General features: G+C 63.0%; 13 protein-coding genes. 8 read left to right on the top strand and 5 right to left on the bottom strand.

Annotated elements, in window-relative coordinates; translation table 11 throughout:
• The 6 genes from DXT74_RS14355 to prmB all read left to right on the top strand — a co-directional run bounded on the left by DXT74_RS14355 (nucleotide 1) and on the right by prmB (nucleotide 5,071).
• On the top strand, nucleotides 1-273 hold the full coding sequence (locus tag DXT74_RS14355) for a hypothetical protein (protein WP_081574533.1): 273 nt from the start codon (nucleotides 1-3) through the stop codon (nucleotides 271-273).
• A gap of 284 nt (nucleotides 274-557) precedes the next feature.
• Nucleotides 558-1,127, top strand: a complete 570-nt coding sequence (locus DXT74_RS14350; protein WP_043631660.1) for an aminodeoxychorismate/anthranilate synthase component II — start codon at nucleotides 558-560, stop codon at nucleotides 1,125-1,127.
• The gene (locus tag DXT74_RS14345) at nucleotides 1,127-1,522 is read left to right on the top strand and encodes a lysozyme inhibitor LprI family protein (RefSeq protein WP_194426286.1); all 396 of its coding nucleotides are present in this window, start codon (nucleotides 1,127-1,129) and stop codon (nucleotides 1,520-1,522) included. Before DXT74_RS14350 ends, DXT74_RS14345 begins: the two co-directional genes overlap by 1 nt.
• A 57-nt stretch (nucleotides 1,523-1,579) precedes the next feature.
• A complete protein-coding gene (trpD, locus tag DXT74_RS14340) occupies nucleotides 1,580-2,608 on the top strand; it encodes an anthranilate phosphoribosyltransferase (RefSeq protein WP_043631657.1) in 1,029 nt (342 codons plus the stop codon).
• 69 nt (nucleotides 2,609-2,677) lie between these two features.
• A complete protein-coding gene (locus DXT74_RS14335) occupies nucleotides 2,678-4,054 on the top strand; it encodes a phosphomannomutase/phosphoglucomutase (RefSeq protein WP_194426284.1) in 1,377 nt (458 codons plus the stop codon).
• A gap of 102 nt (nucleotides 4,055-4,156) precedes the next feature.
• On the top strand, nucleotides 4,157-5,071 hold the full coding sequence (prmB, locus tag DXT74_RS14330; RefSeq protein ID WP_114153421.1) for a 50S ribosomal protein L3 N(5)-glutamine methyltransferase: 915 nt from the start codon (nucleotides 4,157-4,159) through the stop codon (nucleotides 5,069-5,071).
• Between the two features lie 119 nt (nucleotides 5,072-5,190).
• On the opposite strand, the gene DXT74_RS14325 is transcribed toward prmB, so the two are convergent.
• The 4 genes from DXT74_RS14325 to DXT74_RS14310 all read right to left on the bottom strand — a co-directional run bounded on the left by DXT74_RS14325 (nucleotide 5,191) and on the right by DXT74_RS14310 (nucleotide 9,759).
• A complete protein-coding gene (locus DXT74_RS14325; protein ID WP_114153420.1) occupies nucleotides 5,191-5,925 on the bottom strand; it encodes a hypothetical protein in 735 nt (244 codons plus the stop codon).
• 6 nt (nucleotides 5,926-5,931) lie between these two features.
• Nucleotides 5,932-6,483, bottom strand: a complete 552-nt coding sequence (locus DXT74_RS14320; RefSeq protein WP_081556980.1) for a hypothetical protein — start codon at nucleotides 6,481-6,483, stop codon at nucleotides 5,932-5,934.
• Between the two features lie 204 nt (nucleotides 6,484-6,687).
• Entirely contained in the window at nucleotides 6,688-7,317 is a 630-nt protein-coding gene (locus DXT74_RS14315; RefSeq protein WP_019100668.1) for a LysE/ArgO family amino acid transporter, read from the bottom strand.
• A 69-nt stretch (nucleotides 7,318-7,386) separates the two neighbouring features.
• A complete protein-coding gene (locus DXT74_RS14310) occupies nucleotides 7,387-9,759 on the bottom strand; it encodes an EAL domain-containing protein (RefSeq protein WP_043631986.1) in 2,373 nt (790 codons plus the stop codon).
• A gap of 207 nt (nucleotides 9,760-9,966) precedes the next feature.
• On the opposite strand from DXT74_RS14310, the gene DXT74_RS14305 reads away from it, so the two are divergent.
• Together DXT74_RS14305 and DXT74_RS14300 are read left to right on the top strand one after the other, a co-directional pair.
• Nucleotides 9,967-10,857, top strand: coding sequence for a LysR family transcriptional regulator ArgP (locus DXT74_RS14305; RefSeq protein WP_043631641.1), 891 nt, complete (start codon nucleotides 9,967-9,969; stop codon nucleotides 10,855-10,857).
• 87 nt (nucleotides 10,858-10,944) lie between these two features.
• Nucleotides 10,945-11,373, top strand: coding sequence for a cytidine deaminase (locus tag DXT74_RS14300; RefSeq protein WP_019100671.1), 429 nt, complete (start codon nucleotides 10,945-10,947; stop codon nucleotides 11,371-11,373).
• A 7-nt stretch (nucleotides 11,374-11,380) separates the two neighbouring features.
• Here the strand turns inward: DXT74_RS14300 and DXT74_RS14295 are convergent, their stop codons facing one another.
• The gene (locus DXT74_RS14295; protein WP_194426282.1) at nucleotides 11,381-12,274 is read right to left on the bottom strand and encodes a TraB/GumN family protein; all 894 of its coding nucleotides are present in this window, start codon (nucleotides 12,272-12,274) and stop codon (nucleotides 11,381-11,383) included.
• Nucleotides 12,275-12,308: the final 34 nt, after the last annotated feature.

Genomic DNA, 12,308 nt, shown 5'->3' with positions numbered 1-12,308 from the left:
ATGGGTTTCAGCTCAGATGAAAAAAACAAGATGGTGGCTTTGAAAGGCGTGGGCGCCACCGTTGTGTCCAGACTGGAGCAAATCGGCTTTTCTTCCTTGGCGCAGTTGGCGGACCAGGACCCGGCCTTGCTGACGCGCCAGATCGCCGACATGATGGGCTCCAGCTGCTGGCACAACAGCCCGCAAGCCAGGGCCGCCATCCAGGCCGTTGTCGATCTGGCCCGCGCGGAGCGCCGCCTGGCCGCGGCGACGGACCTGGACCCGATTGCCTGATAGACGGGCGGCAGTTTGAGTCGACAACGTGGATGCTATGGCGGAGGTGGCATTGCTGCGGGTTGCGATATTAAAGAGAGGTATAAGACGGTGCTGGGCGGCAGGCCGGCCAAACCGTTTTGATGAGGTGCTGCGAACAGCCCGATCATCCGGTATAGTGTTTTTCATCCCAACCCCCAGCAGCAGTCTTAAAAGCCCAGCAAAACCATTTGGGGGTACAAACGGGGGTATCAAACACACGGCAAGTCACTTGCCCACAGCAAAATCAAGGACTTAAGCCAATCATGCTGTTGATGATCGACAACTACGACTCCTTCACCTACAACCTGGTGCAATACTTCGGCGAGCTGGGTCAAGAGGTCAAGGTGTACCGCAATGATGAAATTTCCTTGCAGCAAATCGAAGCGCTGCAGCCTAAATACCTGGTGATCTCGCCCGGCCCCTGCACGCCCAACGAGGCGGGTGTGTCCGTGCCGGCCATCCAGCACTTCGCCGGCAAGCTGCCCATCATGGGCGTGTGCCTGGGGCATCAGGGCATAGGCCAGGCTTTCGGCGGCCGCATCGTCCACGCCAAACAACTGATGCATGGCAAGGTGTCGCCGGTTAAACACCGCGATATCGGCATGTTCCGCGGCCTGCCCAACCCAGTGACCTGCACTCGCTACCATTCGTTGGTGATCGAACGCGAGACGCTGCCGGACTGTCTGGACGTCACCGCCTGGACCGACGACGGAGAGATCATGGGCGTGCGCCATAAAACGCTGCCGATCGAGGGCGTGCAGTTCCACCCGGAATCCATCCTCACCGATCACGGCCACGCGATGCTGGACAACTTCCTGAAAGAGTTCGCCTGATGAAGAGGGTGTTGATGCTAAGCGCCGCCCTGGCGCTGTCCAGCGCGGCGCAGGCCGGCGCGCTGGACGACTGCATGCGGACCGAGGCGCAGACTCCGGCGGTATCCGCCTGCCTGCAACAGCGGCTGAGCAAAGCCGAAGCCGAACTGACTCAAAGTGAAAACCGCGCCTCCGCCGCGATGCGCGAGCTAGACCATATCACCAGCAACCGCTACCGCGCCCGGCTGGCGCTCAGCCAATCAAAGCGCGCCTTCAAGACCTATCTGGACAAGCAATGCCGCTGGGTGGCGAGCAGCTACGCCAGCGGCAACGGCGCGGACCAGGCGCAAGCCGCCTGCCGCGCCGACCTGATCGAGCAGCGCCTCTCCCAGCTGGCGGCGCACGCCGGCCATTGAATCTCCGGACGGCGCGCCTCCACGCGGCGCCGCCCACGCAAGCAAAAGGACTTCCCGATGATTACCCCGCAGGCCGCGCTGAACCGGCTGATCGACGGCAACGAACTGTTTTATGACGAAATGCTGGACTTGATGCGCCAGATCATGCGCGGCGAACTGACGCCGGCGCAAACCGCGGCCATCCTGATCGGCCTGCGCGTCAAGGTGGAGTCGGTGCTGGAAATCGCCGCCGCCGCCACCGTGATGCGCGAGTTCGCCACCCCGGTGCCCATCAGCCAGCGCGACCACTTGGTAGACACCTGCGGCACCGGCGGGGACAAATCCCACACCTTCAATATCTCCACCACCTCCGCCTTCGTAGCCGCGGCGGCAGGCGCGCGCGTGGCCAAGCACGGCGGCCGTTCAGTCTCCTCCAGCTCCGGCAGCGCCGACGTACTGGAGTCGCTGGGCGTCAAACTGAGCTTGAGCGCCGAACAAGTGGGCCGTTGCGTCGACGAAATCGGCATCGGATTCATGTTCGCGCCCAACCATCACACTGCGATGCGCCATGTGGCGCCCATCCGCAAAGAGCTGGGCGCCCGCACCATCTTCAACATCCTTGGGCCGCTGACCAATCCGGCCGACGCCGAGAATCAGTTGATGGGCGTGTTCCACCCGGACTTGGTGGGCATTCAGGCTCGGGTGCTGAAACAATTGGGCAGCCGCCACGCGCTGATCGTGCACGGCCTGGACGGCCTGGACGAGCTGACCTTGTCCGGCCCCAGCATGGTGGCTGAACTAAAGAACGGGCAGATCGAGGAATACCAGCTGGATCCGCGCGAACTGGGCCTGGATTTCGCCGAACTCAAGCAACTGCGGGCAGACACCGCAGCCGCCTCTCGCGACATCCTGCTGGCGGTGCTGGACGGCGAAACCGGCCCCGCGCGCGACATTGTCTGCCTCAATGCCGCCGCCGCCATCTACACGGCCGACGTTTCCCCTACCCTGGCCGACGGTGTTACCATGGCGCGCGAAGCGCTCGACTCCGGACAAGCCCGCGCCAAGCTGGACCAATTGATCAGCCTGAGCGCCGCGCTGGCCGCCTGAGCCCCCGATTTCCGACGCGGAGCGCTGTCGCTCCGCGCCCATCCTTCATTTCGATTGCATAAGAACGCCATGAGCAAATTGTCCAAAGATATCTTCAAGGCCTATGACATCCGCGGCATCGTCGGCAAGACCCTGACCAACGACGTAGCCCGCCAGATCGGCCAGGCCATCGGTTCCGAAGCCAAGTCCCGCAAAGTGAAAACCATCGTGGTAGGCCGCGACGGCCGCCTGTCCGGCCCGGACCTGTGCCAAGCGCTGGCCGAAGGCATCCAGGCCGCCGGCGTCGACGTGATCGACGTCGGCCGCGTCGCCACCCCAATGCTGTACTTCGCCGCCCATGAGTTGGGCTCGGTGTCCGGCGTGATGGTCACCGGCAGCCACAACCCGCCGGACTACAACGGCTTCAAGATGATGCTGGCCGGCAACACCCTGGCTGGCGACGACATCCAAAAACTGTACCAGCGCATCGTCGACGGCGATCTCGCCAGCGGCGAAGGCGCTTACGGCACCCACGACATCGCCGAAGCCTATCTGGACCGCATCACCTCCGACATCAAGCTGGAACGCCCGCTCAACATCGTGGTGGACTGCGGCAACGGCGTGCCCGGCGCTTTCGCCCCGGTGCTGTTCCGCCGCCTGGGCTGCCGTGTGCGCGAACTGTTTTGCGATGTGGACGGGAACTTCCCCAATCACCACCCGGATCCGGCCAAGCCGGAAAACCTGCAGGACGTGATCGACGCGCTGCAGAAAACCGACGCTGAAATCGGCCTGGCCTTCGACGGCGACGGCGACCGCCTGGGCGTGGTGACCAAGGACGGCACCATCATCTGGCCGGATCGTCAGTTGATGCTGTTCGCCGCCGATGTGCTGGAGCGCAACCCCAAGGCCAAGATCATCTACGACGTGAAGTCCACCCGCCTGCTCAAGCCGTGGATCAAGCAAAACGGCGGCGTGCCGGTGATGGCTCGCACCGGCCACAGCTTCATTAAAGCCAAGATCAAGGAAACCGGCGCCTTGCTGGCCGGCGAGATGAGCGGCCACGTATTCTTCAAGGAACGCTGGTACGGCTTTGACGACGGCATGTACGCCGGCGCCCGCCTGCTGGAAGTGTTGTCTCGCGTGGAAAACCCAAGCGAGCTGCTCAATGCGCTGCCCAATGCGGTGTCCACGCCGGAGCTGAACCTGAAGATGGCCAAGGAAGGCGAAAACCACGCCTTGATCGCCAAGCTGCAGGCTTCCGCCCGCTTCGACGGCGCAGAGGAGGTCAACACCCTGGATGGCCTGCGCGTGGAGTATAAGGACGGCTTCGGCCTGGCGCGCGCCTCCAACACCACGCCGGTGATCGTTCTGCGCTTCGAGGCCGACAACGACGCGGCGCTGGAGCGCATCAAGGGCGACTTCCGCCGTGTGCTGGGCACCGCCACCGACGCCAAGCTGCCGTTCTGACGCCCGCCGTTCAAAGGCATTGCCCGCGCTCCTCGCGAGCGCGAATCAACACCGCCGGGGACATGGCCGCAGCCATGTCCCTGTTGTATTGAAAGGAAAACCATGTACGCCCAGGCTGCATCCAGCTTCAACACCTTGCGCGACCTGCTGCGCTTCGCCGTGTCGCGTTTCAACGACGCCGGTCTGTTCTACGGCCACGGCACTCAGAACGCCTACGACGAAGCCGCCTACCTGACGCTGTCCGCGCTAAAGCTGCCGATGGATCAGCTCGAGCCCTTCCTCGACGCCAAGCTGCTGCCCACCGAGGTCCAGGACGTGGTCGACATGATCGAGCGCCGCGCCGAGCAGCGCGTGCCGGTGGCCTATCTGACCCACGAAGCCTGGCAAGGCGATTTCAACTTCTACGTGGATGAGCGCGTGCTGGTGCCGCGCTCCTTCATCTACGAGCTGCTGGGCGAGCCGCTGCAACCGTGGATCGAACACCCGGAATTGGTCCAGCGCGCGCTGGACCTGTGCACCGGCTCCGGCTGCCTGGCCATCCAACTGGCGCACCACTATCCGGACGCGGAAATCGACGCGGTGGATATTTCCCTGGACGCGCTAGAAGTGGCGGCCATCAATGTGCAGAACTATGGCCTGGACGAGCGCGTGCAGCTGATCCACACCGATATGTTCGAGGGCCTAGAGGAAAAGTACGACCTGATCATCTCCAATCCGCCCTACGTCGACGCCGAATCGGTGGACGCGCTGCCACCGGAATATCTGCACGAGCCGGAACTGGCTTTGGGCTCTGGCGAAGACGGTCTGGATGCCACCCGCGAAATCCTGCGCCGCGCGCCGGACTTCCTGAACGACAAGGGCGTGCTGCTGGTGGAGATCGGCCATAACCGCGACATGCTGGAAGAATGCTTCCCCACCTTGCCTTTCATGTGGATGGAAACCGAGAGCGGCGACGGCTTCGTATTCCTGATCACCCGCGAGGATCTGGTGGCCGGCCTGGCCGCTGACGCTCAGTAAAGCCAGTTCAAAGTCCACTGCGTTTCAGCGCATAGTGGATGAGCGCATTTAAAACGCCAAGCTTCGCCAAACGAAAAACCGGCGGCCCCCTTGCGGGGGTCGCCGGTTTTTTGCGACCGCTAGCCTTTGGACTCAGCCGCTCCCGGATGCAGTTCGCGCCAGATTTGCTCCGCGCGTTCCGTCGCCGCCGCTTTCTGCCCGGCGTTCAACTGCCGGTAGTCCTTGGTGGTCAGAAACCAGTCCGCACTCAACGTGTCTCCGGCCCGCCGCGCCACCAGGTTCCAGGCCGCGGCCTCCAAGGGCTGCCGCTCCAGCAGATAGCTCTCCGAGATCATCGCCGCCGCATGACGGTTGCCCAAGCGGTACGCCTGCTGCAAAGCGGCGCGCGCCTCCTCGCGGTAACGCATTTCGGGCTCAAAGTCCGGCCGCCGCGGCTTGCCGTCCAGCTCGAACAGATAGCGCTCAGCCAGGTGAGTCAAGGCCTGGACATTGCCGGCGGCCGCCAGCTTGCGCAGCTCGGCCAGCGACATCCGGTAGAAGCGCTCGTCGATGGCGTAGCCCAGCTGGCGCAAAGCCTGTTTGCGCTGGCGTTCGGCCGGGCTCTCCGGCAAGGGCTCCGCCGGAGCGGCGGCCGGAGCCGGCCCGTCGCCCACCGCGAAGCTCAGCCCCTGGTAAGCCCGCGCCGGCGCCTCCCTCTTGACCGGCTGAGCGGTTGTCCCCGCCGCCCCGGCGACCAAAGCCGCCGGGGCCGGAGCGCTCAGGCCCAAGCGCGCGCGAACCGGCTCAGGCAGGCTGACCCAGGCCAGGCCCAGTAGAGCCAGCCCGCCGGCCAGCCCCCACGCTCGCTTGCCCATCGTCGATCAGATCGAGTTCAGGCAAGCGTTGAGGCCATTGGCGTGGCCGTAGCGCGAATAGTAATCGCGCTGAGACGGTGTGCCATGTTCGCCGTAATCGGCTGCGTTGCGCGCCGAAGCCACCGCGTTCTCGATAAAGCTCGGATAACGCAGATTGGTTTCGGCGTACTTGGCGAACGTCCCTCCCACGCAATCGGCCTGCAACTCCTGCATCGGCGCCTGGCGGTAGATATTGTGGGTGAACTGGATGGAATGGCCCCATTCATGCGCCAGGATGAACTTGGCCACGTAATTGCCATAGCTGTTTTCCTGCTGCTGCAGGAAGCCTGTGCCCACACTAATGGTGTAAGGCCCGCATGCCATCGCGCTCAGCTGAGACTCGCGGCAAGCGTACTGGTTGACGTAGACCGTCGGCCGCGCGTAGCCGCCAAGAAAACCGCGAATCTCGTTGGCGCTGGACTGGATGTAACTGTTGTTCACCGGAGCGGCCGCAACCTGGACGGATGCGCCGGCCAATACAGAAACCCCAATCAAACCGGCTTGGATCAGACTTCTCATGACTAACTCTCCTTATGTTGTTCACAACGGAGATTTAGTTATGGTAAATGATTTGGTATTTACAAAATTATTTTGCAATTCCATATGCATAAATAAGCGGTGAAAAATTACCTTGTCACGACTAACGGCATATGAAAAAGTGATGGGTTGCTTAAAAGCAAGCCATCACTTTCAAAATAAGGCGCCAACTCCCATCCCAGCCGCTCAGGCCATCCCCTCGAAACCGTAATTGCGCAACAACATGAACGCGGTGAACAGCATCACCAGGCCGATGACGCAGTCCAGCACCCGCCAGCTTTGCGGACGCTGAAACAGGGGCGCCAGTTTACCGGCGAAGCAGCCGATCGCGCCGAACCACAGCACGGAGGCGCTGAGGCTGCCCAACAGAAAGGATGGCGCGGCACTCTCTCCATAAATGGCGGACACGCCGCCGATCAGCACCACGGTGTCCAGCCAGGTATAGGGATTGAGCAAAGTCACCGCCAGCACGGTGCGAATGGCGCGCTTGCGATCTTTCTCCACGCCGCCCGCCAGCGACATCGCCCCAGGCGTCAAGGCGGAACGAAAGGCTTTATAGCCCAGCCACAGGATGAAGCCCGCGCCCAGCCAGGTCACCGTGACAATGAAGCCGGGAATCGCATTGAGCAGTTTGCCCACGCCCATTACCCCGCAGGCAATCAGAAACACGTCCGCGACAATGCAGATCGCCACAATGGGCAGGATGTGGCTGCGGCCTATGCCCTGCCGCAATACGAAGGCATTCTGCGGCCCAATGCCGACAATCTGCCCGATGGATAGCCCAAGGGCAGACAGATAAACGCTAAAATTGAACAAAAGCCGCTCCCGGAAATTTTCAACACAGACTAAAGGAGCGGCATAACAAAGTAAAACTAATAAAAATTATTATATATAAGTGGAATTAATACTTGCTCGCCGCTCCCAATCCGCCATCCACTCCGGTAACTGCTTAGGGTCCACCGGCGGCGAAATCTCGTAGCCCTGCCCGTCCAGGCAACCTATTTCCAGCAGACGGTCCCAGATCGCCCGGCTTTCCACCCCCTCCACCACCAATTTGCGGCCAGTGTAGTGGGCAAAGGACACCATGCTGCGGATGATGGCCTCGTTACCCGGCGTATCCAGCAGCAGCCGGACAAAGCGCTGGTCTATCTTGATGGTGTCGAAGGGCAGTTGCTGCAAATGCACCAGCGAGGATGCCCCGGTACCGAAATCGTCCAAGGCGATGGACAGGCCGAGATCGCGGCAATGCTCCAACTTGGCGGTGATCTGCTCCGCCTCCTGCTGGGTCACGCTCTCCAGCACTTCCAGCTCCAGGTAGCCGGCCGGCAGCGGATAAGCCTGCAACAAAGCCTGGATGCCAGGCACAAAGCCCTCGTGCTTCAAAGTGATGGCGGAAAGATTGACGCTGACCGGAATGTGACGGCCGTCCGCCAGCCATTCGCCTGACTGACGCAGCGCCTCGCGCAGCACCCACCAATCCAGTTCCCGCATCAAGTCGGTGTTCTCTATCGCGGGGAAGAAGGCCCCCGGCATTTCCAAGCGGCCATCACGGCGCCAGCGCACCAGCGCCTCCACGCCTTCGATGCGGTTGTTGCGCAGATTGATCTTGGGCTGATAAAACAGCGCCAGTTCATCGCGGGCGATGGCCTGCGCGAAAGCGTTGCGCACCGCGTGCATGTGCTGGATCTCTTCGTCCATGGTCACATGGTAATAACGACAATGGCCGCCGCCCGCCTCCTTGGCCCGGCTCAACGCCAGCTCGCCGCGCCGCAGCAGCGCGGAGGCGTCGCTGCGGTCGCTCACCGGCTCCACCACAATACCCATGCTGCATCGAGTGTGAATCACCACGCCCATGCAATCCACCGGCTGCTGCAGGCTGCCCATCAGGCTGTCCACCAGTTGGTCCAAGCGCTCGTGACGGTCGCTGCAAGCGACGAAGCGCGAGGCGCCCACCCGGCCGACGTAGCCGTAGGGATAGATGCAGCGCCGCAACCTATTGGCCACCTCGCACAACACCGCGTCGCCGCCCTCGTGGCCCAGGCGGGCGTTGATTTCGTGAAAACCTTCGATGGACAGCACCAGCACCGCCAATTGCGCGTTAGCGCGGCGGATCTGCAACTGCTTGTTGATGTGCTCTTTCATCAGGTGACGGTTGGGCAGGCCGGTCAACGGATCGTGAAAAGACAGGAAAGCCAGTTCGGATTCGGCACGATGGCTGCGCTCCAGCGCGTCCTGGCGCTCCAGCGCGCGGCTGATCTCCCTCGCCATGGTGTCCACCAAGGCCACCTTGGTATCGTCGAAAAAGCCCGGCAAACCGGAATACAGCGATAAAGTGCCGATCACCTGTTCGCGCAAGGTCAACGGCGCCACCAGCGCGCTGCGCACATTCCGGGCGTTGAGCACGCGCATCCACGGCTGCATCGACGGATCTTCGCCGCAATCGTTGACCACCTGCACCGCCAGGCCGCGGATGGCCCGACCGCTGGGCCCGCGGCCATGCAGGCTTTCGGAATGCGCAGAGACTTGCAGCCAGGGGATGAAGGCTTCGGCGTGAGCGCCGGCCATCGCGGCGGGACGCACGCTTTGCGATTCGGCGTCCAGCAGGCCAACCCAGGCATGGGAGAAATCGCCCTCGCGGACGCAAACGTCGCAAATCGCCTGAAACAGCTCGCGACGCTCGGAACAGCGCACCAGGGCCATGCTGACGCCGCTGAGAGTGGCGTACAAACCGGACATGGTCTGCAAATGGCGGTGCTTGCTGTCCACCGCTTCCTGCAAGGACTGCTGGTGGCCGTGCAACTGCAGCATCTGGTCCAGCAAAATGCGCTTGCGCAGCAGCCTAGACAGCGCGGCGAGCTCGTCCAGATCCAGCCCGGCCTCGGCCAGCCGCGCCAGGAAATGCGCCTGACAGCGCTCGTAAGCGCCCACCACCCACATCAGCCCCACGCCCAGTTGGCGCATCAAGCGCCCCTGCTCCACCACGCGCCAGGCGGCGCGGCCGCTCACAGGACGGGTCAGCATCCGCTCGCAATACTGCAACAAGGCGTCCACCAGGGAGTCGATGCCGCCCGGCAGGCGCTCGCTCAGCAGCGCCAGCGTGTCCGGGCATTTCAACGCGTACCAGTAAAACTCCTTGCCCAAAGCCTCCTTGCGCGACAACAAGAGCGGAGCATGGACGGTAAGCTTCGCCATATGATCCGCCCGAACCCCGATAAAACGGCACATGCCATCCAATAGTGCCTTATTATCTGCTTGCATCTTCAACATGCCTGTCATTGGCCATGAGCCGCCGGCGCCAGCCGATCAGAACCGTCGCCGCCAGCCGCTCTAATTATTTTTATGCCGCCACCGCGTGCAGGCAAACCTTTGCACCGTCCGTGTTCGGACGAAGCAGCACAACATGCCATAGGTGGCGGCGATAAGGCAAGAAACACCGTGGAATTATCACGGCGAGGACGTCAATACATGCTTGATCCTAAACAACTGGAAACCTTATCGGCCGTAGCCGAAACCGGGGGCTTCGACAAGGCGGCCAAAAAGCTGTTCCTGACCCAGTCCGCCATTTCCCAACGCATCCGTCAGTTGGAAGAACAGCTGGGCCAGCCGGTGCTGACCCGAACCATTCCAGCCGAGCCCACCGAGGCCGGCCGCCAGCTGCTGCAATACTTCCGCCAGATCAGCCTGATGGAAAACCATTTGATGAACACCCTGTTGCCCAGCGGTCCGCGGCAGGAGTTCACCACTCTCGCCATCGCCGTTAACGCGGACAGCCTGGCCACCTGGTTTTTGCCGGCGGTGCGGCCGGTGCTGGACAGCCAGCCAGTGCTGCTGGACATCATGGTGGATGATCAGGACTATACCCACGAGTTGATGCGCGCCGGCCATGTGGTCGGCTGCGTCAGCACCCGGCCGCAGCCGATTCAGGGCGGAGACAGTTTGTTCCTCGGCCACATGCGCTATCTTTGCGTCTCCACCCGCGATTTCGCCCGCCGCTATTTCCCGGACGGCGTCACCGAGTCCGGACTGGCCGCCGCGCCCACCATTCTGTACAGCCGCAAGGACGATGTGCATCGAGAGTTTCTCTTGCACACCGTGTCCTATCACGGCGGCTTTCCCTATCTGACCGTGCCCACGCCGCAGGGCTTCGTCGAGATCACCCGCCAGGGCCTGGCTTACAGCCTGCTGCCCGAGCTGATGCTGGACGACGACATCGCCGCCGGCCGGCTGATCGATCTGTTTCCGCAACAGCATCTGGACATTCCCTTGTATTGGCACCACTGGAGGGTGGAGTCGGAATTGTCTCAGGCGCTGGCCGACGCGATGGCGCGGCATTGCCAAGCGCACCTGCGCCAATGATCAGTCGAGGCCGCTTGCGCCAGGCCGGATATTGACAGCCCGGCCGCGCCCGGCGCAACATGCCACGCCAATAGCAACGGAGGCAATATGACTGGCAACGCACCCAACAACGAGCAATGGGCCGAGTTGGAAATGGCCGCCCGCCTGGCCGCTCGCCAGGCTTATGTCCCTTACAGCAAGTTCGCCGTCGGCGCCGCCATCCTGGACGGCGCCGGCAAGATCCATATCGGCTGCAACGTGGAGAACGCCTCTTACGGCCTGACCAATTGCGCCGAGCGCACCGCGGTCTACGCCGCGCGCGCCAACCACGGCATCCAGGATGTGCTGGCGGTCTGCATCTACACGCCCACCCCCACACCCACGCCGCCCTGCGGCGCCTGCCGTCAGGTACTGAACGAGTTTGGCCCGGCCATGCGCGTGCGCGCCATCTGCGACGGCGAGGACCTGATAGACACCACGCTGGAAGTGCTGCTGCCGGGCGCCTTCGGGCCCAAGAACCTCAAAAACGCGAGCTAAAGCCCGCTCACGGCGCGCGCGGCGCCGAACTTACCTGGTAGCCGCGCTGCCGCAGAAGCTTGACCAGCCCCTGCGGTCCGGCCAGATGCAAGGCCCCCACCGCCACCAACAGCCGCCGTGAAGACGCCAGCTCATCAATGCGGCGCGCCATCGTCAGGTTGCGGCGGTCCAGCATCTCATGCTGAGTCCAGGCGCTGAGCCGCGGATAGCCCGGCAGCGCCACCATGGCCTGCAGGGCGTCCAGATCGCCGCGCTCCCAGGCGGCGATCAGCTCGCGATAGTAACGCTCCGCTTCAGGCTTGTCCTCCCAATCCGCGGTCTGGCGCACCCATTCGCGCAAGGCCGCCGCCGACATCTCAAACAGCATGCGCCCCTGCTCGCCCGTCGTCTCCAACGCCAACACCGGGCGCAACGCCCGCCGCGCCATCTGCAGCAACATCGTCTCGCTGCCCTCTTGCGCCGCCTGACCCAGCCGCTGATAATCGTTCAGCGTCAACTGCATCAGCCACATCGCAGGGGCCAGGCTCTGCGCCTGCGCGCGCTCAACGCCGATCCGCCTCAACTGTGCCAGCAACAAGCGCCGGCTGTCGGGGCCCAGTTGCCGCCACTGCCGGGCGGCGGCTCGCTGCGCCAGCGCCAGCACCTCGGTCGACGCGCCCGGCGCGTCCACATCCAGCTCCAATACCAAGGCCTCGCTCTGCGTCATCGCCTGTTTCAAGCCCCAGTCCGGCGCGTCGGAGCCGGGACGGCCCACATGCATGGTGCCGTACAGATAATGGGTGCGGCCTTGTTTGCTGAAGGTGAACAAAGGGCCGTAGGCCGGCTCCGCCGCGGCCAGCGCCGCCGACAAGAGGAAGCAGAGCGCCAAGCCGCCGCCCCACAGGAAATGCCATCGTTTCATGTCTGCCATCCGAATCAAAACCGCTCAAGGATAC

This window comes from Chromobacterium sp. Rain0013, from assembly GCF_015291765.1.
GTDB lineage: Bacteria > Pseudomonadota > Gammaproteobacteria > Burkholderiales > Chromobacteriaceae > Chromobacterium > Chromobacterium haemolyticum.
The sequence above is the reverse complement of the archived record's forward strand: the minus strand, read 5'-3'. Positions and strand labels throughout refer to the sequence as shown.